This window comes from Pseudomonas sp. PvP028 (assembly GCF_017832255.1).
GTDB lineage: Bacteria > Pseudomonadota > Gammaproteobacteria > Pseudomonadales > Pseudomonadaceae > Aquipseudomonas > Aquipseudomonas syringae.
Genome location: NZ_JAFIBL010000001.1, coordinates 442,501 through 463,604 on the forward strand (window position 1 = coordinate 442,501; position 21,104 = coordinate 463,604).

Sequence of the window (21,104 nt, forward strand, 5' to 3'; positions counted from 1 at the left end):
AACGGTGTCATGGAGAGCGTGATCAGCAGCATGACCAGCGTCGCCACTCCGAAGTTCTCCACAAGGACCTTGCCGGGATCAGGCCCGAGCGCAAAGATCCATGCCTGGTACAACCACCACACAGGCGCAATGCAAGCGGCAAGAAATACAGCCAGACGCAAAAACGGATATCGCATCAATAGTCCTTCCGCAAATCCATGCCGGCGTACAAGGCACCCACCTCTTCTTCATAGCCATTGAACATCTTCGTGTCGCGCAGATTCGGGCTGAACAGGCCGCTCGGCAAGCGACGCTCACGGGCCTGCGTCCAGCGCGGGTGATCGACAGTCGGGTTGACGTTGGCATAGAAGCCATACTCGTTTGCCGCAATGCTTTGCCAGGTAGTCTTCGGCTGCTCACTGACCAGGCTGATACGCACGATGGACTTCACACTCTTGAAACCATATTTCCATGGCACCACAAGGCGTAACGGTGCGCCATTCTGGTTAGGCAGTTCACGCCCGTACATGCCCACCGCCAGAATCGCCAGAGGGTTCATCGCTTCGTCCAGACGCAGCCCTTCTACATAAGGCCAGTCGATCAGTGCGAAATCAGAGCGCTGACCCGGCATGGACTTGGCGTCCTGCAGCGTTTCGAAACGGATGTACTTGGCTTTGGAGGTCGGCTCTACCTGCTTGAGCAACGCAGATATAGGAAAGCCGATCCACGGAATGACCATCGACCAGGCTTCGACGCAACGCAACCGGTAGATCCGCTCTTCCAGTTGGTAAGGCTTCATGAAGTCTTCGAGTGCATAGCGGCCAGGCTTGGCGACTTCACCATCGATCACGACACTCCAGGGCTCGGTCTGCAGAGAGCCGGCATTCTTTGCCGGGTCGCCCTTGTCAGTACCGAACTCATAGAAGTTGTTGTAATGGGTCGCGTCCTTGAACGGCGTGATCGCCTCGTCCTTGACGTTGACCGCCTGCCATTTCGTCGCAGGCAGTTTGTCCGCGAACCAGCCCGGCGCTTTACCTGGCTCGACATCGGCATACCGCGAAGCGTCGGCGGCACCGGCCCATCGCGGCATTGCCGTGACGGCAAGACCTGCAAGCGAGCTGGCGAGCAGTGTGCGTCGCGAGAGATAAATGGATTCAGGCGTGACGTCCGACTCTTTGGAGTCGGACGCAGAAGGAAGCTTGATTAGCATGATGACTCCGCAGGCCAGGGAACTGATGCACCAATAGACTACGGAGTATGGTGGAAATTAGATCATTGACTAGGCTTTGCGGCGACGTAATAGATACTGAATGGGGCCGGACAGAGCGTAAGCGAGGAATATCAGCAGCAAAATGCGCGGCGGGTCGCTGAATACGACAGCAAACACCAAGACCACCGCCAGAATCGCAACGAAAGGCACACGCCCCTTCAAGTCCAGTTCCTTGAAGCTGTTGTACTTGATGTTGCTGACCATCAGCATACCGGCGGCGGCGACCAGCAACGCAACGAGAAACGACAGCTTGGAGCCCTGAATCCCGAAATCGCTGAATGCCCAGACCGTGCCGGCCACTACACCTGCCGCTGCCGGACTGGCCAGGCCGATGAAGTAGCGTTTGTCAGCCTTGCCGACCTGAGTATTGAACCGTGCCAGACGCAATGCAGCGCCGGCTACATAGATGAAGGCAACCATCCAGCCCACCTTGCCCATGTCGCCCAGTGCCCAGCCGAACGCCAGCAACGCCGGGGCCACACCAAAGGCAACCATGTCGGACAGCGAATCGTACTCGGCGCCAAACGCGCTTTGCGTATTGGTCATGCGCGCCACACGACCATCCAGGCCGTCGAGCACCATGGCCACGAAGATCGCAATCGCAGCGAATGCGAAATACTTGCTCGCACCGGCGGTATCACCTGCACTCATCGCGCTTTGAGCGCTCATGGAGCTGATGATGGAATAGAAGCCCGCAAACAGATTTGCAGTGGTAAACAGGTTGGGCAGCAGGTAGATACCGCGATGCCGGACTTGCCGGCCTTCGGCATCATGCCCTTCTTCTACATGTTCATCGATCGGTAGCAGACTTTCAGCGTCAGAGGCCTTGATGGGCTCTTCAGGACGTTCGCTCATGGAGATTACCTTGCAGCGGTATGAAAAGGTTCGACACAGGTCTGCAGCGAGGGTTCGCCAGCAAACAATTGCAGCTTTATACCAGAGCCTGACCCATAACGAAAAAACGCGACCGATGGGCCGCGTTTTTTTGTGAAGCTGAATGCTTAGTTCTTGTCTTTGTCGACGATTTTGTTCGCCGCGATCCAAGGCATCATCGAGCGCAGTTTCTCGCCGATGATTTCGATGCCGTGCGCAGCGTTGTTACGACGTTTGGCAGTCATCGACGGGTAGCCAGTGGCGCCTTCGGTGATGAACATCTTCGCGTATTCGCCGTCCTGGATGCGCTTCAGAGCGTTACGCATGGCCTGACGGGATTCGGCGTTGATGACTTCAGGACCGGTCACGTACTCGCCGAACTCGGCGTTGTTGGAGATCGAGTAGTTCATGTTGGCGATACCGCCTTCGTACATGAGGTCAACGATCAGCTTCAGTTCGTGCAGGCATTCGAAGTAAGCCATTTCCGGCGCGTAGCCAGCTTCAACCAGCGTTTCGAAACCGGCTTTGACCAACTCGACAGTACCGCCGCACAGAACAGCCTGCTCGCCGAACAGATCGGTTTCGGTCTCGTCCTTGAAAGTGGTTTCGATGATGCCGGTACGGCCGCCGCCAACGCCCGAAGCGTAGGACAGGGCAACGTTCTTGGCGTTGCCGGAAGCATCCTGATAAACCGCGATCAGGTCAGGGATACCGCCGCCCTTGACGAACTCGGTACGCACGGTGTGGCCTGGAGCCTTCGGCGCGATCATGATCACGTCGAGGTCAGCGCGCGGCACGACCTGGTTGTAGTGAATCGCGAAGCCGTGGGAGAACGCCAGTGTTGCGCCCTTTTTCAGGTTCGGCTCGACTTCGTTCTTGTACAGCTGGGACTGGAACTCGTCCGGGGTCAGGATCATGACCACGTCGGCAGCAGCAACGGCGGAAGCGACGTCGGTCACTTTCAGGCCATGAGCCTCCGCCTTGGCGACAGTAGCCGAACCTTTACGCAGGCCAACAGTGACATCAACGCCGGAGTCTTTCAGGTTGCACGCCTGAGCGTGGCCTTGCGAACCATAGCCGATGATGGCGACTTTCTTGCCCTGGATGATCGAAAGGTCACAGTCTTTGTCGTAGAAAACTTTCATGGAAATCCCCTGTTATCTTGGCCACGCAGGCCATTTGCTTAATTGATTTAAATGCTCAGCACTTTGTCGCCACGGGCAATGCCCGTTACGCCACTGCGTACTGTTTCCAGGATAGCGGCGGTGCCGATGGCCTGAATGAAGCTGTCCAGTTTGTCGCTCGTGCCGCTCAGTTGCACGGTGTAAACGCTGGCGGTGACGTCGACGATCTGCCCGCGGAAAATATCCGTGGTGCGCTTGATTTCGGCCCGCTGTGCGCCAGTGGCCTTGACCTTGACCAGCATCAGTTCGCGCTCGATGTGAGCGCTTTCCGACAGGTCGACCAGCTTGACCACTTCGATGAGCTTGTTGAGGTTTTTGGTGATCTGCTCGATCACCTCATCATGACCTACGGTGGTGAGCGTCAGACGCGACAGGGTCGGGTCTTCGGTCGGCGCAACCGTCAGGCTTTCGATGTTGTAATTACGCTGGGAGAACAGACCAACGACGCGCGACAGTGCACCCGGTTCGTTTTCCAGCAGCAGGGAAATGATATGGCGCATGATTATGTCCGCTCCGTCTTGCTCAACCACATATCGCGCATGGAGCCGTCCTTGATTTGCATCGGATAGACGTGCTCGGTCACATCGACCTGAATATCCATGAACACCAGCCGGTCAGTCATGGCAAAGGCTTCTTCCATCTTCGGCTTCAGATCCTTCAGGTCCGTGACACGCATGCCGACGTGGCCATAGGCCTCGACCAGCTTGACGAAATCAGGCAGCGACTCCATGTAGGAGTGCGAGTGACGCGCGCCGTAGCTCATGTCCTGCCACTGGCGGACCATGCCCAGCACACCGTTGTTGAGCAGAATGATCTTAACCGGCAGACCGTACTGCAGGCAGGTCGACAGCTCCTGGATGTTCATCTGGATGCTGCCTTCACCGGTCACACAGGCGACGTGCGCATCCGGAAAGTTCAGCTTGACGCCCATCGCCGCCGGGAAGCCAAAGCCCATGGTGCCCAGACCACCCGAGTTGATCCAGCGGTTCGGCTTGTTGAAGCGGTAGTACTGCGCAGCGAACATCTGATGCTGACCGACGTCCGAGGTGACATATGCGTCGCCCTTGGTAACTTCGCACAGCGTTTCGATAACGGCCTGCGGCTTGATGACCGTGCCATCGCCACGGTTGTACGGGAACAGATCACCCGTACCGCGCCACTCGTCAATCTGCTTCCACCACGCGGCAACGGATGCCTTGTCGGGTGTCTCGCCGATCTCTTTCAAGGTGGCGACCATTTCGGTCAGCACGCTTTCGACAGGACCGACGATAGGCACATCGGCCTTGATGGTCTTGGAGATCGAAGCCGGGTCGATATCGATGTGGATAATCTTGGCGTTCGGGCAGAACTTGCTGGCGCCGTTGATGACACGGTCATCAAAGCGCGCGCCGACTGCCAGGATCACATCGGTATGGTGCATCGCGAGGTTGGCGGTATAGCTACCGTGCATCCCGAGCATGCCGACGAACTGACGATCCGTGCCCGGATAGCAACCAAGCCCCATCAGGGTGTTGGTTACCGGTGCATCGAGCAGTTGCGCCAGTTCGGTCAGTTGCGCCGAAGCATTGCCCATGATCACCCCGCCACCGGCGTAGACGATCGGGCGCTTGGCAGCCAGCAGCATCTCGACAGCCTTGCGGATCTGACCGGAATGGCCACGAACCGCCGGGCTGTAGGAGCGCAGCTTGGCTTTTTTCGGGAAGACGTATTCGAATTTCTCGGCCGGGTTGGTCATGTCTTTCGGAATATCGACGACCACCGGACCCGGACGACCGGACTGCGCCAGGTAGAAAGCCTTTTTCAGGATTTCCGGGATTTCCGACGGGTGCTTGATCATGAAGCTGTGCTTCACGATCGGCCGGGAGATACCGATCATGTCGGTCTCCTGGAACGCGTCGGTGCCCACCAGCGTACTGGCTACCTGACCGGACAGGACCACCATCGGAATGGAGTCCATGTACGCCGTAGCGATACCGGTGATGGCATTGGTTGCACCAGGACCCGAGGTCACCAGCACCACGCCCGCCTTGCCGGTAGCCCGCGCATAGCCATCGGCCATGTGCGTGGCAGCCTGCTCGTGGCGAACAAGGATGTGGCTCACCGCCGGTTCTTTGAACAGGGCATCGTAGACATGCAGGAGGGCACCACCGGGGTACCCATAGATATGCTCAACGCCTTCGTCACGCAAAAAGCGGACGACCATTTCAGCGCCAGATAAAAGCTCCACGTTGTTCACCTCTAAAACGCCAGAATACCGCCCACTCCGGGACGGGTCTTAATAGGTTTACTGCCAGCAGAGCATGAGCGACGGTGGTCGCCGACTACGTCAGCACTGACTGAGCAAGTATTGGGAGGTCCCTGAGTGTTGCGGAACATTCCCACCCAGCGCGAGGTAACGCGTTGCGGGTGTTACAGGTCGGCGCGGGTGTGCGCCTCATGATCTACCGAGAGGGTCTGCTTCTGGCAGTCCTTCTACAGCGAACTTTGGATTGTTGTGATTCCCCCCCTTCAAGTCAAGCGATCCGTGCGCTTTCTTGACACCCGACGAGTGAAATCGCACCGTTTCGGACTGAAATGCACTGTTATGGTAGCTTTCTGCATGCACAGACTTTCAAGGACCCGACATGCATTGGATGATTCTCGCCGCCGCGCTGGCCATCAGCGCAGCCAGCCAGGCCGCCTCGATCTACAAGTGGGTGGATGCCCAGGGCGTGACGCACTTTGATGCCCAGCCGCCCACTGGCCAGCCGGTGCAGGAAATCAATGTGCAGACACCGCCACCTGCTGCCGCACCGGGCATGCCCGCGGACGACGGGGCTGCGCAGCAACGCGAGATTGACCAGAAAGTCAAAAGCCAGGTGAAGGCTCAGGAAGCCAAGCGCGCGGAAAATTGCGAAACCTTACGCACCAATCTTGCGCAGTTACAGAACAATCCGCGCGTACGCGAGCAGGTTGGAGGGGAATCAAGGCGCCTTACGGATGAGAACCGCAAGACGCGTATCGAAGAAACCAACAGGGCTATCAGCGAGTACTGCCGCTAGAAGCGCGCCGATCAGCGCGCTGCTGTAATCAGCTGGTCAAACCGCGCCAGATGCGCTTGCAGTTGCCGGGTTTCAGTCATGCACCCGGCATAGACCATCTCGGCCATTTCCAGAATGCCGGACGCATTGGGTAATGGCAGGTCGCGCTCAAGGATGACCTTCATCCGCGGCAGGAAAATCCATTGCAGCCACTGGGCGAACTCCAGGGTATCGACGCTGAACGGTTCCTGACTGGCGAGCGCTTGCTCGCTGGGCGGTGTCGCATCCCACCAGCCCAGCAAGCGCAACTCGCGCTCTATCAACAACAGCTGCTCGGCAACCTCAGGCAAACGTCCGTCCATCAGCGAGCCTTTTGACGAGCCAGGGCAGCACCGGCCGCATCACCTTGCTTTTCGCGTGACTGAGCGATCAATCCCCACAGGCTGGCCTGAAGGCTGGTGCGCCCGTTGGCGTAAGTCAGACCACGACGTGCCAGTTGCTCGGCCTGGGCCGCATCGCCCTGAGCCAGACGCACCTGAGCCAGACGATAAAGCACTTGCGGCTCGCGCGGTGCAACCCGCTGCGCACGCTCGAGACTGGACGACGCGCCGTTGAGATCGCCACTGGTCTGCTGTTGCTGTGCAGTGGTGAGCAATGCCAGTACAGGCCCGTCAAGTTGCTCGTCCTCTGACAGACCGCCACCGCTGGACGGAATTCCGGTCGGGGCAGAGGCGGCCGGCATGCTGTAACTGTTGTTCGCGGGAGCCTGACTGACCGGGGCCTGATTGACAGGAGCGGCATCGACAGGCGGAGTGTTGACACTGAACGGTGCCTGAATGGCGGGCGCAGAATAACTCTGTCCTGCATCAGCGCCACCCGCGCCCGGCACCATCACCACCACGCCCGAGTCCTGCGGTACAGCTTGCGGCTGCTGTTGCACCGGAGCGGTGTTGGTGCGACGCGAAGCTGCCGCACGTTCGCCGTTGGACACCTTGGAGCTCGAATCCACGACCGGAATCGAGCCGCGTTCCACACTGGCGCAGCCGTTCAGCAAGGCCAGTGCCGTTAAAGCTGGAATCCACCATTTATTCACTTCAAAACCTCGATTGCCTAGTTCAACCAACCCTTGACCCAGTCCATCACCTCAGTGGCAGGTGCCGGAGCGCCGCCGCATGTCGCGCCAGGCTGGGGCTCACTGCCGCGAATATACGGCATCTGCACGGCATTCGGGCAGCTTGCATCCGAACCCTGACCGGTCTGCGCATCGACCCACGCCTGAACGACGTTGTCCGGCATCGCCATGTCCAGCGGCAGCGGACCGGCCTTGCGCATGAAACTGGTCCAGACCTGCAGGGCACCGGTGGCACCGGTAAACGGTGTCTTGCCGTTGTCGTCGCGACCCATCCACACAACGGCCAGCAGGTCCTGGCTGAACCCGGCAAACCAGCTGTCGCGCGAGTCGTTACTGGTGCCGGTCTTGCCCGCCAGATTCAACGAGCTCGGCAACACGTTGTAAACAGATTTGCCTGTACCTTCGCGCATGACCCGCTGCATCGCATTCTGTACCAGGTATATGGCACCCGGATCGAAGCGCTGTTCAATCTGGAACGGATAACGCTTGAGCGGCTCGCCTTCAGCGGTGAGCACGCTGCGAATACCACGCATCGGCGTATTGAACCCGCCGCTGGCGATGGTCTGATACATGGTGGCCACTTCCATCGGACTCAAGCCACCCGCACCCAGCAGCATCGACGGATAGGTCGGCCATTCGCGCGTCACACCCAGCTTGGCCAGCGTCTTAAACACGTTTGGAATGCCCAGCTCAAGACCCAACTTGGCGGTCGACAGGTTGTAAGAATGCGCCAACCCCTGATACAGGAAGATATTGCCGTGTGACTTGTGATCGTAGTTCTGCGGTTTCCAGATCTGGCCATCGGCGCCCTTGACCTGGAACAGTTCGTCGGCGATCCAGCTGGTCAAGGTGTACTGGCTTGGCCGTTCGAGTGCCGTCAGGTAAATAGCCGGCTTGACCAGCGAGCCGATCGGCCGAACCGCGTCGATCGCCCGGTTGAAGCCCGAGAACCCGGCCTCACGCCCACCGATCAACGCCTGCACTTCGCCGGTTTCCGGGTTGGTGACGACCATGGCCGACTCCACCTCATCAGAACCCTTGCGCCCGGCGAGCTTCTTGAACGTATCGTCCATGGCAGCCTGGGACTTCATCTGCAGGATCGGATCGAAACTGGTAAAGATCCGCAGCCCTTCTTCGGTCAAGTCTTCGTCGCGATAGTCTTCGCGCAGCTGACGCTTGACCAGATCCAGGAACGCCGGGAACGAGCTGTCGGCGAGGGTCCCGGTCTTGGTCACACCCAGTGGCATTTTCTTCGCAGCGGCAACCACTTCCGGCGTGGCGACACCCTGCTGCTCGAACAGATCGAGCACCAGATTGCGACGCTCCAGAGCACGCTCCGGATTACGACGCGGGTTGTAGAAGGACGGCCCTTTGACCAGACCGACCAGCATCGCCACCTGATGGATTTTCAGTTCGGACAGCGGCTGGCTGAAGAAATACTGACTGGCCAGACCGAAACCGTGAACAGCACGCTGGCCGTCCTGCCCGACGAACACTTCGTTGAGATAGGCCTCGAGGATTTCCTGCTTGCTGTAATGAATCTCCAGCAAAACGGCCATCATGGCTTCGGTCAGCTTGCGGGTCAGGCTGCGTTCGTTGGTCAGGTAGAAGTTCTTGACCAACTGCTGGGTCAGCGTACTGCCGCCCTGGCGCATCTGCCCCTGCGAGGTATTGACCCAGATCGCCCGGGCAATGGACTTGGGCGACACGCCGAAATGGTGATAGAAATCCCGGTCCTCGACCGCTACCAGCCCGTCGAGCAGATAGGGCGGCGCCTGATCCAGCTTGATCAGAATCCGGTCTTCCAGGTTCTTCGGGTACAAGCCGCCGATCAGCAACGGCTCAAGCCGCGCCACCGCAAGCTTTGCACCATTGCCCGAAGACAAGTCAGCTACGTAGTCACCGGAAAAGCGCACGCGCACCTGCTGCGCTGCGTCAGTGCCTTCGTAGAACTGAAAACCACGCGTGTTGAGGTCGACGGTATTGCCGTTCACCGCTGCGGCACCGGGACCGTTCGCCACGCTTTCGCGGCGATAGCCCAAGGCGTCCAGTTCGATGAGAAAGTCATCGCGGCTCAGCTTCTGTCCGACGAACAGCTCCAGCGGCCGTGCATAGACCTTGGCCGGGATGGTCCAGCGCTTGCCGGAGAATTTTTCCTGGACGATTGCATCGAGATAAATGGCCAGGCCGCCGAGCAGAACCAGGCCGACAATACCGAGCTTCAACGCCCAGCCCAGCCACTTGTTAAGGCTGCGGGGAGGTTGTTTTTTTGCAGAACGAGAGGTGCGGGATCGAGTCATGGGCGCGGATTATACGCACTTTACCGAGGATCGACAGACGCCCGAGCCAGCGGTTTGCAGCCTCGCGCCAAGCGGCCATAATGGCAGCATCGTGTACTTACATTTTGAACACATTCCTGAAGGATCGACCGTGAGCCAGTCTTTGATTGCTGCCCTGCAGAACCCTGCCCTCTTCCCCCATCCGGTGGAGAGTTTCCAGGTCATCGAAACGCACATTTCCTGGGTGCTGCTGACGGGTCCGTATGCCTACAAATTCAAAAAGCCGATGAACTTCGGCTTTCTGGATTTCACCACGCTGGCCCTGCGCAAGCATTTCTGCGAAGAAGAGTTGCGCCTGAATCAACGTCTGACCGACGACCTCTACATCGAAGTCCTGCCGATCACTGGCACAGAGAACGCGCCACAACTGGGCGGCGACGGCGAAGCCATCGAGTACGCGCTGAAGATGAAGCAGTTCTCGCAGGATGGTCTGCTGAGCACGCTGCAGGCCAACGGTGAAGTGACGACTGCGCACATCGACGAACTGGCGAGCCAGATTGCCGGCTTTCACCTGACCTCACCGCAGGTCGGGGCCGAAAGCGAACTCGGCTCGCCTGACAGCGTGATGGCCCCGGTGGTACAGAATTTCGAGCAGATTCGCCCGCTGCTGAGCGAAAAATCCGACCTGGCACAGCTTGATGCCCTGCAGGCGTGGGCAGAGTCGAGCTTTGCGCGACTCAAGCCGCTGCTGGCTCACCGCAAGGCCGACGGGTTCATCCGTGAATGCCATGGCGACATCCATCTGGGCAACGCAACGGTGATTGACGGCAAGGTCGTACTGTTCGACTGCATCGAGTTCAACGAGCCGTTCCGCAAAACCGACGTCTACGCCGACATCGGCTTTCTGGCAATGGACCTTGAGGACCGTGGCCTGAAATCGCTGTCGCGGCGCTTGATCAGTCAGTATCTGGAAGTCACCGGCGACTACGCAGGCCTTGAGCTGTTGAACTTCTACAAGGCTTATCGCGCAATGGTACGCGCCAAGGTGGCACTGTTTACCCAGCCGGCCAATGCCGACGGTTTGCAGCGCGCGGCGACGCTTCGTCAGTACCGCAATTATGCCAATCTGGCCGAGAGCTACAGCGCTATCCCTTCGCCGTTTCTGACGATTACCCACGGTGTCTCTGCCGTCGGCAAAAGCCACGTAGCAATGCGTCTGGTGGAATCGCTGGGCGCCATCCGCCTGCGCTCGGACGTAGAGCGCAAGCGCCTGTTTGCCGGCCAGGGCCAGGATCTGTATGACGCGCAAGCCAGCAGCGCAACTTATGCCCGCCTGCATGAGCTGGCCTCCGCAACCCTGCGCGCGGGCTTCTCGGTGGTAATCGATGCGACCTACCTGAAGCGCGAGCAACGCGATGCGGCGGCAAAGATTGCGGAAAACACCGGTGTACCGTTCCTGATTCTGGATTGCGAAGCACCACAGGCAGTGATCGCTGGCTGGCTTGCGCAGCGTCAGGCACAGAACAACGACCCCTCCGACGCCACACTGGAAGTCATCGAGGCTCAGCAGGCCAGTCGCGAGCCGCTAGGCGCCGACGAAATCCTGCGCAGCAAGAAGGTTGCAACCAACGTCAGCAGCGACCTGGACAGCCTTATCGACAACCTGCGTCAGCGCCTGCCGGGCCTTTAAACAGACGCATGGCCGTTGAGCGGTTAATGCTTCACGGCCTCAAGATGATGGCGATATACTGGCGCCATAATTCCAACGCAACGACATGTCCGAGGCCATCATGAGCCACCCCAAACAGATCGACTCACCGCTTTATATGCTGCTGCGCAAAGATGACGTCGAAGGTTTCAATCAAGAGAAACCACGAACCGGCACCATCGACATGGTCGGGGGCGACTTCAGAGGGCTGGACCTGCGCGAGCTGGACACAGCCGGCATTGACTTCACCGACGCCTATTTTCGCTCTGCCGACCTTCGCGGCCTGGACCTGCGCAATACGCCGATGGAAGGTGCGAGCATCGCTCACGCACAGATTTCAGGGGTGTTCTTCCCGGCCGAACTCTCGGCTGACGAGATCCTGATGTCGGTGAATTTCGGCACGCGCCTGCGCTACCGTACCCACTGATACCGCAAAAACGTTGCAGCCTGCATGCGCGATGCATAGCGGGCTTGCGATGTATCGCACTCTTTTCATGCCCCCCTTCTCTTGCATGCGCAATCCGGTCTTCGCTGTGCTCAGCACTTTTTAGCCCTCAAATATGCGTGCTGAATCAGGCGCAGGAACCGGCGTCCGGGCAACCAAAAGAAATGTTGACTTACAAATGAGAATCGTTATGATTATCACATCCGGTCGCGAGACTGGACGGTAGCCTGAAAGACCTTGGTTCGGACTTTCAGATTATCTCCTCATCAGGCTAATCACGGTTTTTGACCCGGCTCTTTGCCGGGTCTTTTTTTGCCCGGCACAAAACCACCGGTCATTCAAAAGCCAGCGCCGCCGCCATGGGATTCGAGCAGGCCGAGCCTTGCCAGCAAATCGTCCAGCAAGCTCGATCCTCCCAGCCGTAAACGTCCGGCGCTGATCCATTGCAGACCAAATCGCGCGCGGACCAGTGCCATGTAAACACGCGCCTCGTCGAACGTACGGATCCCGCCTGCAACCTTGAGCCCCACTTGTCCGCCTACGTCAGCAATGGACTCCAGCATGATCCGTGCAGCCTGCGGCGTGACATGCGTGGCGGCCTTGCCCGTGCTGGTCTTGATGAAGTCAGCGCCCGAAACAATCGCATCGCGACACGCATCGAGGATCATTTGCGAGTCACGCAAGTCACCGGTTTCAAGGGTAGCGGTAAGCCTGACCTGCCCGGCACACAAAGCCGAACACGCCGAAATCATCGCCAGGCCGGGCTGCCGATCTCCGCCGAGCAACGCGCGAAAGGGATACACGACGTCGATCTCATCCGCGCCAGCCATCAGCGCAGCGCGTACCTGGGCGATGACTGACTGAACATTGCTGCTGCCATGAGGGAAATTGACCACGGCGACGACCTTGATATGACGAGCCTGTAGGCGATCCAGCGTGGTGCGTGCCAGACACACGAAACGTTGCTGGACGCTGACCGCGGCAACCGGCCCCACAGGCGTACATGCACGCCGACAGATGCCGACAATGCGCTGCTCCGTGTCGTCTGTGTTGAGGGCGAACAGCTCAAGCAGCCCGATGACCTGACGCGCCAGTCGCTCATCATCTGCTGTCATCTCTTTCATAGTATTTCCGCTCTGCAAGACATGAGCGGACGATATATGGCTGCAAGGCCTACAGGCGTAGGCGATGCGCTTAGAGACGAAAGCTACAGAAAGACAGGAAAGAACCGACTTACCCTGTAATGACTTCAACGTAACGCAGCGCATCAATCCGAAGAAAATGCCAGACTTGTCCGATCAGGCATCGCCCCTGAAAACTGGCACCCTAAAACGGGCCCTCTAACAACTGGCCTATGGAGGCTTCTTGATATTCCTTTGCACTTCAAGCCACCTGCCCGAAGCCCACAGCAAAGGCTTCGCGCTGGGCGAACATGCACTGTTTGCCGTGCGCCGCCAAGGCCAAGTGTTCGTCTACAAAAACCGCTGCCCGCATCGCGGCATTCCCCTGGAATGGCAACCCGATCAATTTCTGGACAGCAGTGCAAGCCTGATCCAGTGCGCTACGCACGGGGCGTTGTTTCTGATCGAGAACGGCGAATGCGTTGCCGGGCCTTGCGAAGGCCAGTCCTTGACCGTCATCAAAAGCCGTGAAGACGCCGAGGGCATCTGGGTGTCGCTGCATCTGGAGGCATGACGGAGTCTGAACCGCCTGTAGCCAGATGCCTCAATCCAGTCCGTGCACCTGCAGGCGACGGTCGATAAAAATCTCTTCCGACGTCAGTTGCGCACCGTAGGCAAGAATTTGCACACCGGCATCAATAGCTTCACGCAACGCCGCCGCGTAGGCAGGATCAATCTCCTGCGCAGGCCGCACAGCGTCGATACCGGTGAGATTGACGCAATACAGCAGCACGGCGCGCACGCCTTCGCGCGCCAGCGTCGCCAGTTCGCGCAGGTGCCGCGCGCCTCGCTGGGTCACCGCATCGGGGAATGCCGCCACGCTGGAGCCATCGAACCCCAAAGTGACACTTTTCACTTCCAGATACAGGTAGCCATCCGGATACTCCAGACGAAAGTCCACACGGCTTTTTTCCTGTCCGTAGGCCACCTCGCGCTTGAGCGCCGTGAACCCCGTCAGTTCGCTGATGACCCCGGCGCGCAAGGCCTCGTCAACCAGCGTATTGGCCCGTCCGGTATTGATACAGGCCAGGCGACCCTGCGGGGTTTCGCTGATTTCCCAAGTGCCCGGCAGTTTGCGCTTGGGGTCATTCGAGCGACTGAACCACACGCGCCCGCCGGGCATCATGCAGTTGAGCATCGAACCGGTGTTAGGGCAGTGAATGGTCAGCAACTCACCGCTATCGGTTTCGATATCAGCGAGAAAACGCTTATAACGCACCAGCAGACGACCCTGTTCAAGCTGCGGAGAAAAACGCATCAGACGCCCCAGCTACGCAGACCGCGAGCGATTCGCTCGACCGCCTGTTCAAGGCGCGGCAGGCTTTGCGTATAGGCAAAGCGCACGTGGTGCCCTGCCTGAAAACGGCCAAAGTCCAGGCCAGGTGTAAAGGCAACGTGCTCGGTTTCCAGAAAGTGCCGGCAAAAGGCAAAGGCATCGCCGCCAAACGCGGAGATATCGGCATACAAATAAAAGGCCCCTTCCGGCTCGACGGCAATACCGAACCCCAGTTCGCGCAGCGCTGGCAGCAGAAAGTCCCGGCGGCGGCCGAACTCGGCACGCCGTTGCTCGAGTATGGCCAGCGTCTGCGGCTCAAAGCAGGCGAGCGCAGCATGTTGCGCCATGCTCGGCGCGCTGATGTAAAGGTTCTGGGCCAGCTTTTCCAGATCGGCCACCGCATCCTCTGGCGCGACCAGCCAGCCAAGACGCCACCCGGTCATGCCGAAATACTTTGAAAAGCTATTGAGGACGAAAGCGTCATTATCCACCTCCAGCACACTGCTGGCGTCCACACCGTAGGTCAGGCCGTGATAGATCTCGTCCACCACCAAGTGGCCATTGCGGGCTTTCAATGCCTGAGACAAGGCTACCAGTTCGTCACGACTCAATAGAGTGCCGGTCGGGTTGGCGGGCGATGCCACCAGCGCGCCGACACTGTTCTGGTTCCAGTGCTTGGCCACCAGCTCGGGGGTCAGTTGATAACGCTCCTGGGGACCTACCGGCACCAGCTGCGCCTCGCCTTCTATCAGACGTAAAAAGTGGCGATTGCACGGGTAGCCAGGGTCGGCCAGCAACCAGTGCTTGCCCGGATCGACCAGTAGACTGCTGGTCAGCAACAACGCGCCTGAACCACCCGGCGTGACCAGAATGCGCTGAGGATCAATGTCGACGCCGTAACGCTGGGCGTAAAACCCGGCAATGGCCTCGCGCAGCTGCGGCAGGCCGCGCGCGGCGGTGTAACGCGTCTTGCCGTCTGCCAGTGCCGCCTGGCCAGCCTTAATGATGGGCTGCGCAGTGGTGAAATCGGGCTCGCCGATTTCAAGGTGAATCACATCATGACCCGCCGCCTGCAATTCATTGGCACGCGCCAGCAACGCCATGACATGAAAAGGTTCTATGGCGCGGCTGCGCGCACTGTAAGGCTGGCTCATGGATATTCCTTTGGAGGGCGGGTGTTAAAACATGATTGTCATCACGGCGCGCCATGATTCTACCCAACCACCCGCCCGACGGTGTGTTTGCGGACTGAAAAACCCGGTCCCCGAACGCTGAATAAAAGAAAGCTACGACGGTGCGCAGCGACTAGAGTTCATTTAGATGCAGGGCAGATGCGAAATGGCCATCTCCATAAGAAGACGGCGTCGTCATGCTCGACAACCGGGAGTAGCGCACTCCGATTTGATCTGGTAAGTTCGCCCGCTTGCAGCTGCAGGGCCGACGGGTGTCGGTGATGGAACAATCCTGCGCAATAGATTAGAAGAGTGAGAGGCGGTCCAGACATGCCCACCCCAGAAAAGCAACAGAACCATCTAATCAGCGGCTTTGAGCCCTACGTGCAAACGAAGGGTGAAGAGTACATGGGCGAGCCGATGCGCGCGCACTTCACCAAGATCCTGAACAAGTGGAAGCAGGACTTGATGCAAGAGGTCGACCGAACGGTAGACCATATGAAGGATGAAGCTGCCAACTTCCCTGATCCGGCCGACCGTGCCAGTCAGGAAGAAGAGTTCAGCCTCGAACTTCGTGCCCGCGATCGCGAACGCAAGTTGATCAAGAAGATCGACAAGACGCTGCAACTGATCAAGGACGAGGAATATGGCTGGTGCGAATCCTGCGGCGTAGAGATCGGCATCCGCCGTCTTGAGGCTCGCCCGACTGCAGACCAGTGCGTCGACTGCAAGACCCTTGCAGAAATCAAGGAAAAACAGGTCGGTAAATGACCTGGGGCCGCCTTTGACTGAAAAGACGCTTCGGCGTCTTTTTTTGTGCCTGTGGAAGTCACTCTGCGCAACGCATGCCAAGGGAAATTTTTCTCCGGACACTTCTTGTTCCTCACGCTCTGCGCTCGGTGTTATACACAAATCTAACTGACTATCGTGCTAATGCTCCGCGTTGGCATGCAGTTCGTGACGCTCTGCGTCACACAGCGGTTCCGTGATGTCAGGTGGATTGGAGTTCGACTCAGGTCACCTTTTCGCCCCTCGGCGAGTTACTTTGATGGGGCCAAAGTAACCAAACCCCCTCGCTCCTGTTTCCGGCCCGACTTCGTCGGGTCCCTTCGCCCTGACACTGATCCGGGGGTCGCCGCAACGGGCCATCCATGGCCCGGTGCGGCTAACTCGGCATCCTTGCCGAGTTACCCCCGGATCAGCGCCAGGACTCAGCCGTCACTAACGTCGCAATTTGCGTCGTTCATGCCATCGCGATCAAAAAAGCACTTCGTTGGCAGCAGCTGCAGATAAGGCATGAGATTGTTCTGACCATCGTTACAACGCTCCGCGTGGGAATGCAGTTCGTGGGGCTATGCGTCACACGGCGGTTTTCTTTGTCAGGTGGATTGAGATACGACTCAGATCACCTTTTCTCTCCCCAGCGTTCCACTTGCCCGCCCAAGCCCGTCACCCGTAACATCCCGCCCATGAAAAAACCGGCCTATATCGGGCGCTTTGCGCCGACTCCCAGTGGTTACCTGCATTTTGGCTCGCTGGTCGCAGCCCTCGCCTCCTATCTCGATGCGCGCGCGGCAGACGGTCAGTGGCTGTTGCGCATGGAGGATCTCGACCTGCCGCGTGAAGTAGCCGGCGCGCAGGCGGGGATTCTCGAGACACTCGAGCGCTACGGTTTTGAATGGGACGGCCAGATGGTGCGGCAAAGCGAGCGTCATGACGCCTACGCCGAGATCCTCCAGCGCTGGTTCAATCATGGCCTGGCCTACGCCTGCACCTGCTCGCGTAAACAGCTCGAAGACTTTCAGGGTGTCTATCCGGGTTTCTGCCGCAATGCCGGGCATTCGCCGGACAACGCCGCAATCCGCATTCGCGTTCCGGAGCTGGAATATCGCTTCGAAGACCGGGTTCAGGGCACCTTCAAAATGCACCTGGGGCGCGAAAGCGGTGACTTTGTAATCCGCCGGCGCGATGGACTGTATGCCTATCAACTGGCCGTGGTCATTGACGACGCCTGGCAAGGCGTCACCGATATCGTTCGCGGTGCCGACCTGCTCGACTCGACACCCCGCCAGCTGTACCTGCAGGAACTGCTGGGCCTGCCCCAACCGCGCTACCTGCATGTACCGTTGATCACCCAACCCGATGGTCACAAGCTGGGCAAGTCCTATCGCTCCCCACCACTGCCGGCCGATCAGGCGACGCCGCTGCTGCTTCGGGCCTTGCGCGCATTGGGGCAGCCGCTCGATGCGCACATGACCGATGGCACCGCGCAGGAAGTGCTCGCCTGGGGCATACGTCACTGGAACGCTGACCTGATACCCCGACTGCGCAATATTGAGGAAGCCCGGATAGACTGATCCAGAGCGGTCGCCGCAAACTGCGACGCAAGGATACTTGCAGGTTATCCGGCATCCGTTAACATGCCGCTCCTCATCTACCAGCGCAGGGAGACCAGATGTACATATACCGGTTGGTTTTGCTTCTGGTGGTCGGCATTTATCTGTTCTCTCCAGCCATCATGGACTGGTGGATCGATGCCACCGGTGCCTGGTATCGGCCCTACATGTTGTGGCTGATCCTGATTGTGGTGACGTTCATTCTGCAGAGCCAGCGAGATGCCGATGAGCTTTAGTCTGACGCAGATGCTGCTGGTCAGCGCCGCCTACCTGTTGGTGCTGTTCGGCGTAGCCTGGGTCAGCGAACATGGCCTGATTCCGCGCTGGATCATTCGTCACCCGCTGACCTACACCCTGTCACTGGGCGTCTACGCCAGCGCCTGGGCGTTTTATGGCACGGTCGGTCTGGCCTATCAGTATGGCTACGGCTTTCTGTCCAGTTATCTGGGGGTGTCCGGGGCCTTCCTCCTCGCGCCGGTGCTGCTTTACCCGATCCTCAGAATTACCCGCACCTACCAGCTGTCATCACTGGCCGATCTGTTCGCCTTCCGTTTTCGCAGTACCTGGGCCGGCGCGCTGACCACCGTATTCATGCTGATCGGTGTGCTGCCACTGCTGGCCTTGCAGATTCAGGCGGTCGCCGACTCCATTGGCATTCTGACCCGCGAGCCGGTGCAGGATCGGGTCGCGGTGGCGTTCTGCGCACTGATCACCCTGTTCACGATTTTCTTCGGCTCACGGCACATCGCGACCCGTGAGAAACACGAGGGCCTGGTGTTCGCCATCGCCTTTGAATCGCTGATCAAGCTGATCGCCCTGGGCGGCGTCGGGCTTTATGCCTTGTATGGCGTGTTCGACGGCCCGCAACAACTGGAACTGTGGCTGCTGCAGAACCAGACCGCCCTCGCCTCGCTGCACACGCCTTTGCAGGAAGGCCCGTGGCGCACGTTGCTGCTGGTGTTCTTCGCCTCGGCCATCGTCATGCCGCACATGTATCACATGACCTTCACGGAAAACCTCAACCCGCGCTCGCTGGTCAGCGCCAGCTGGGGTCTGCCGCTGTTTCTGCTGTTGATCAGCCTCGCAGTGCCGCTGATCCTCTGGGCCGGGCTCAAGCTCGGCGCCACCACCAGCCCGGAATATTTCACGCTCGGCATAGGCATTGCCGCCAACAGCAAGTCTCTGGCCCTGCTCGCCTATATAGGCGGACTGTCGGCGGCTAGCGGGCTGATCATCGTCACCACGCTGGCGTTGTCCGGCATGGCACTCAATCACCTGGTGCTGCCGCTGTATCAGCCACCCGCCGAGGGCAATATCTATCGCTGGCTGAAGTGGACACGACGCGGACTGATCGTGGCGATCATCGCGCTGGGTTACGGCTTCTACCTGATGCTCGGCGCTCAGCAGGACCTGGCCAATCTGGGCATCGTCGCCTTCGTTGCAACCCTGCAATTCCTGCCGGGCGTGCTGTCGGTACTGTACTGGCCGACCGCGAACCGACGCGGCTTCATCGCCGGGCTGCTGGCCGGCATTTCGGTCTGGGCAGTCAGCATGCTGTTGCCGCTGATCGGCAACCTGCAGGGCTTCTATATTCCCTGGCTGAACATGATTTATGTGCTGGACGACACCAGTTGGCACATGGCAGCCATCGCCTCGCTGGCCGCCAACGTCTTGCTGTTCACCCTGATCTCGCTGTTCACCAATGCCAGCCCTGAAGAAGCCGGGGCCGCCGAGGCCTGCGCAGTCGACAACGTGCGCCGCCCGCAACGCCGGGAACTGCACGCGGTGTCGCCACAGGAGTTCGCCACCCAACTGGCCAAGCCGTTGGGCGCGAAAGCCGCACAGAAAGAGGTCGAGCAAGCGCTGCGCGATCTTTACCTGCCGTTCGACGAGCGCCGCCCTTATGCCCTGCGCCGCCTGCGCGACCGCATCGAGGCCAACCTGTCCGGGCTGATGGGGCCGAGCGTTGCCCAGGACATGGTGGAAACGTTTCTGCCGTACAAATCAGGCAGCGAAAAATACGTCACCGAAGACATACATTTTATTGAAAGCCGGCTTGAGGACTACCACTCGCGCCTCACCGGCCTTGCCGCAGAACTCGATGCCCTGCGCCGCTACCACCGCCAGACCCTTCAGGAACTGCCAATGGGGGTCTGCTCGCTGGCCGAAGATCAGGAGATCCTGATGTGGAACAGGGCCATGGAGGAATTGACCGGCATCGTCGCCCAGCGCGTAGTGGGTTCACGACTGGAAACCATTGCCGAGCCGTGGAAGGGCCTGCTGACCGGTTTTACCAGCCTGCCCGATGAGCATTTACACAAGCAGAAGCTCGGTCTGGACGGCCAGACACGCTGGCTCAATCTGCACAAGGCCGCCATCAACGAGCCTCTGGCGCCGGGCAACAGCGGCCTGGTGGTGCTGGTCGAAGACCTGACCGACACGCAGATGCTCGAAGACAAGCTGGTGCATTCGGAACGCCTGGCAAGTATCGGCCGACTGGCCGCCGGCGTGGCGCACGAGATCGGCAATCCGATTACCGGTATTGCCTGTCTCGCCCAGAACCTGCGCGAAGAACGCGAAGAAGACGGCGAACTCAAGGAGATCAGCAGCCAGATCCTCGAACAGACCAAACGCGTCTCGCGCATCGTCCAGTCATTGATGAGTTTTGCCCACGCGGGCGCTCATCAGCATAGCGACGAAGCCGTTTGTCTGGCCGTGGTGGCCCAGGATGCTATTGGTCTGCTGGCGCTGAACCGGCGCAATTTCGAAGTACACTTCTACAACCTGTGCAACCCCGAGCATTGGGCTGTCGGCGACTCGCAGCGGCTGGCGCAGGTGTTGATCAATCTGCTCTCAAACGCCCGTGATGCCTCCCCGGCAGGCAGCGCAGTCAGGGTCAGAAGCGAAGTATCCGAGCACACTGTGGACTTGATCGTCGAAGACGAAGGCAGTGGGATTTCAAAGGCAATCATGGACCGATTGTTCGAGCCGTTCTTCACCACCAAGGATCCTGGCGAGGGAACCGGACTTGGCCTGGCGCTGGTCTATTCCATCGTTGAAGAGCATTATGGACAAATCACCATCGACAGCCCGGCCGATCCCGAGCAACAGCGTGGAACCCGTATTCGGGTGACCTTGCCACGCCATGTCGACGCGACGTCCACCGCGAACTGAGACCGTCGAGAGAAC

Annotated in this window: 20 protein-coding genes (1 of these 20 running past the window's edge); 8 read left to right on the forward strand and 12 right to left on the reverse strand. The window is 59.2% G+C overall.

From position 1 onward, the window contains the following. The 6 genes from msrQ to JOE34_RS02045 form a co-directional block, all read right to left on the reverse strand. Positions 1-176 carry the beginning of a protein-methionine-sulfoxide reductase heme-binding subunit MsrQ gene (gene msrQ / locus JOE34_RS02020; RefSeq protein WP_010415268.1) on the reverse strand. It extends 457 nt beyond the left edge of the window, so 176 of the gene's 633 nt are visible here — the first part of the coding sequence; the start codon lies at positions 174-176; its stop codon lies beyond the left edge, outside the window. After that, positions 176-1,189 (reverse strand): protein-methionine-sulfoxide reductase catalytic subunit MsrP, encoded by a 1,014-nt coding sequence (gene msrP / locus JOE34_RS02025; RefSeq protein WP_010415271.1) that lies wholly within the window; start codon positions 1,187-1,189, stop codon positions 176-178. The genes msrQ and msrP overlap by 1 nt, the downstream gene beginning before the upstream one ends. A 69-nt stretch (positions 1,190-1,258) precedes the next feature. Further along, positions 1,259-2,104 (reverse strand): CDP-diacylglycerol--serine O-phosphatidyltransferase, encoded by an 846-nt coding sequence (pssA, locus tag JOE34_RS02030; RefSeq protein ID WP_003317706.1) that lies wholly within the window; start codon positions 2,102-2,104, stop codon positions 1,259-1,261. A 146-nt stretch (positions 2,105-2,250) separates the two neighbouring features. Then, positions 2,251-3,267 (reverse strand): ketol-acid reductoisomerase, encoded by a 1,017-nt coding sequence (gene ilvC / locus JOE34_RS02035; protein ID WP_003427449.1) that lies wholly within the window; start codon positions 3,265-3,267, stop codon positions 2,251-2,253. 47 nt (positions 3,268-3,314) lie between these two features. Further along, a complete protein-coding gene (gene ilvN / locus JOE34_RS02040) occupies positions 3,315-3,806 on the reverse strand; it encodes an acetolactate synthase small subunit (protein ID WP_002552075.1) in 492 nt (163 codons plus the stop codon). Between the two features lie 2 nt (positions 3,807-3,808). Next, the gene (locus JOE34_RS02045; RefSeq protein ID WP_003317709.1) at positions 3,809-5,533 is read right to left on the reverse strand and encodes an acetolactate synthase 3 large subunit; all 1,725 of its coding nucleotides are present in this window, start codon (positions 5,531-5,533) and stop codon (positions 3,809-3,811) included. Between the two features lie 397 nt (positions 5,534-5,930). On the opposite strand from JOE34_RS02045, the gene JOE34_RS02050 reads away from it, so the two are divergent. After that, a complete protein-coding gene (locus tag JOE34_RS02050) occupies positions 5,931-6,347 on the forward strand; it encodes a DUF4124 domain-containing protein (protein ID WP_010415317.1) in 417 nt (138 codons plus the stop codon). An 11-nt stretch (positions 6,348-6,358) separates the two neighbouring features. On the opposite strand, the gene JOE34_RS02055 is transcribed toward JOE34_RS02050, so the two are convergent. Genes JOE34_RS02055 through mrcB form a run of 3 tightly spaced genes read right to left on the reverse strand, consistent with a single transcriptional unit; the run spans position 6,359 to position 9,758 of the window. Beyond that, positions 6,359-6,688, reverse strand: a complete 330-nt coding sequence (locus tag JOE34_RS02055; protein WP_010415321.1) for a YqcC family protein — start codon at positions 6,686-6,688, stop codon at positions 6,359-6,361. Next, complete coding sequence (locus JOE34_RS02060; protein WP_251007349.1) at positions 6,688-7,419, reverse strand: hypothetical protein; 732 nt, start codon at positions 7,417-7,419, stop codon at positions 6,688-6,690. The genes JOE34_RS02055 and JOE34_RS02060 overlap by 1 nt, the downstream gene beginning before the upstream one ends. Positions 7,420-7,436: 17 nt before the next feature. After that, a complete protein-coding gene (gene mrcB / locus JOE34_RS02065; RefSeq protein WP_003427455.1) occupies positions 7,437-9,758 on the reverse strand; it encodes a penicillin-binding protein 1B in 2,322 nt (773 codons plus the stop codon). Between the two features lie 130 nt (positions 9,759-9,888). On the opposite strand from mrcB, the gene JOE34_RS02070 reads away from it, so the two are divergent. Together JOE34_RS02070 and JOE34_RS02075 are read left to right on the forward strand one after the other, a co-directional pair. Beyond that, entirely contained in the window at positions 9,889-11,427 is a 1,539-nt protein-coding gene (locus JOE34_RS02070; protein WP_024661340.1) for a bifunctional aminoglycoside phosphotransferase/ATP-binding protein, read from the forward strand. A 100-nt stretch (positions 11,428-11,527) separates the two neighbouring features. Beyond that, complete coding sequence (locus JOE34_RS02075; RefSeq protein ID WP_003317715.1) at positions 11,528-11,872, forward strand: pentapeptide repeat-containing protein; 345 nt, start codon at positions 11,528-11,530, stop codon at positions 11,870-11,872. A 356-nt stretch (positions 11,873-12,228) separates the two neighbouring features. Here JOE34_RS02075 and deoC read toward each other — a convergent pair whose 3' ends face one another. Then, positions 12,229-13,014: a deoxyribose-phosphate aldolase gene (deoC, locus tag JOE34_RS02080; protein ID WP_003392637.1), complete on the reverse strand. Its 786-nt coding sequence runs from the start codon at positions 13,012-13,014 to the stop codon at positions 12,229-12,231. A gap of 241 nt (positions 13,015-13,255) precedes the next feature. Between deoC and JOE34_RS02085 the strand changes: the two genes are divergently transcribed. After that, positions 13,256-13,585 carry a Rieske (2Fe-2S) protein gene (locus JOE34_RS02085; protein WP_003345054.1) on the forward strand — a complete coding sequence of 110 codons (330 nt, stop codon included), beginning with the start codon at positions 13,256-13,258 and terminating at the stop codon, positions 13,583-13,585. 30 nt (positions 13,586-13,615) lie between these two features. On the opposite strand, the gene sfsA is transcribed toward JOE34_RS02085, so the two are convergent. Together sfsA and JOE34_RS02095 are read right to left on the reverse strand one after the other, a co-directional pair. Beyond that, positions 13,616-14,329 (reverse strand): DNA/RNA nuclease SfsA, encoded by a 714-nt coding sequence (gene sfsA / locus JOE34_RS02090; RefSeq protein WP_003345056.1) that lies wholly within the window; start codon positions 14,327-14,329, stop codon positions 13,616-13,618. Further along, positions 14,329-15,501 (reverse strand): pyridoxal phosphate-dependent aminotransferase, encoded by a 1,173-nt coding sequence (locus tag JOE34_RS02095; RefSeq protein ID WP_209995073.1) that lies wholly within the window; start codon positions 15,499-15,501, stop codon positions 14,329-14,331. Before JOE34_RS02095 ends, sfsA begins: the two co-directional genes overlap by 1 nt. A 348-nt stretch (positions 15,502-15,849) precedes the next feature. Between JOE34_RS02095 and dksA the strand changes: the two genes are divergently transcribed. From dksA to JOE34_RS02115, 4 genes are all read left to right on the forward strand, one after another. After that, complete coding sequence (dksA, locus tag JOE34_RS02100) at positions 15,850-16,290, forward strand: RNA polymerase-binding protein DksA (protein ID WP_003317723.1); 441 nt, start codon at positions 15,850-15,852, stop codon at positions 16,288-16,290. A gap of 698 nt (positions 16,291-16,988) precedes the next feature. Further along, positions 16,989-17,876, forward strand: a complete 888-nt coding sequence (gluQRS, locus tag JOE34_RS02105; protein ID WP_209995075.1) for a tRNA glutamyl-Q(34) synthetase GluQRS — start codon at positions 16,989-16,991, stop codon at positions 17,874-17,876. A 98-nt stretch (positions 17,877-17,974) separates the two neighbouring features. Beyond that, on the forward strand, positions 17,975-18,151 hold the full coding sequence (locus JOE34_RS02110; RefSeq protein WP_002552060.1) for a hypothetical protein: 177 nt from the start codon (positions 17,975-17,977) through the stop codon (positions 18,149-18,151). Next, the gene (locus JOE34_RS02115) at positions 18,135-21,089 is read left to right on the forward strand and encodes a sensor histidine kinase (protein ID WP_004415167.1); all 2,955 of its coding nucleotides are present in this window, start codon (positions 18,135-18,137) and stop codon (positions 21,087-21,089) included. Before JOE34_RS02110 ends, JOE34_RS02115 begins: the two co-directional genes overlap by 17 nt. Positions 21,090-21,104 lie beyond the last annotated feature (15 nt).

Excerpts from the sequence above, each read along its gene's own strand:
- gluQRS (WP_209995075.1), top strand. The coding sequence starts at position 16,989 with ATGAAAAAACCGGCCTATATCGGGCGCTTTGCGCCGACTCCCAGTGGT.
- deoC (WP_003392637.1), bottom strand. The coding sequence starts at position 13,014 with ATGAAAGAGATGACAGCAGATGATGAGCGACTGGCGCGTCAGGTCATC.
- JOE34_RS02115 (WP_004415167.1), top strand. The coding sequence starts at position 18,135 with ATGCCGATGAGCTTTAGTCTGACGCAGATGCTGCTGGTCAGCGCCGCC.
- JOE34_RS02055 (WP_010415321.1), bottom strand. The coding sequence starts at position 6,688 with ATGGACGGACGTTTGCCTGAGGTTGCCGAGCAGCTGTTGTTGATAGAG.
- mrcB (WP_003427455.1), bottom strand. The coding sequence starts at position 9,758 with ATGACTCGATCCCGCACCTCTCGTTCTGCAAAAAAACAACCTCCCCGC.
- sfsA (WP_003345056.1), bottom strand. The coding sequence starts at position 14,329 with ATGCGTTTTTCTCCGCAGCTTGAACAGGGTCGTCTGCTGGTGCGTTAT.
- dksA (WP_003317723.1), top strand. The coding sequence starts at position 15,850 with ATGCCCACCCCAGAAAAGCAACAGAACCATCTAATCAGCGGCTTTGAG.
- ilvC (WP_003427449.1), bottom strand. The coding sequence starts at position 3,267 with ATGAAAGTTTTCTACGACAAAGACTGTGACCTTTCGATCATCCAGGGC.
- pssA (WP_003317706.1), bottom strand. The coding sequence starts at position 2,104 with ATGAGCGAACGTCCTGAAGAGCCCATCAAGGCCTCTGACGCTGAAAGT.
- JOE34_RS02050 (WP_010415317.1), top strand. The coding sequence starts at position 5,931 with ATGCATTGGATGATTCTCGCCGCCGCGCTGGCCATCAGCGCAGCCAGC.
- JOE34_RS02095 (WP_209995073.1), bottom strand. The coding sequence starts at position 15,501 with ATGAGCCAGCCTTACAGTGCGCGCAGCCGCGCCATAGAACCTTTTCAT.
- msrP (WP_010415271.1), bottom strand. The coding sequence starts at position 1,189 with ATGCTAATCAAGCTTCCTTCTGCGTCCGACTCCAAAGAGTCGGACGTC.
- JOE34_RS02110 (WP_002552060.1), top strand. The coding sequence starts at position 17,975 with ATGTACATATACCGGTTGGTTTTGCTTCTGGTGGTCGGCATTTATCTG.
- ilvN (WP_002552075.1), bottom strand. The coding sequence starts at position 3,806 with ATGCGCCATATCATTTCCCTGCTGCTGGAAAACGAACCGGGTGCACTG.
- JOE34_RS02075 (WP_003317715.1), top strand. The coding sequence starts at position 11,528 with ATGAGCCACCCCAAACAGATCGACTCACCGCTTTATATGCTGCTGCGC.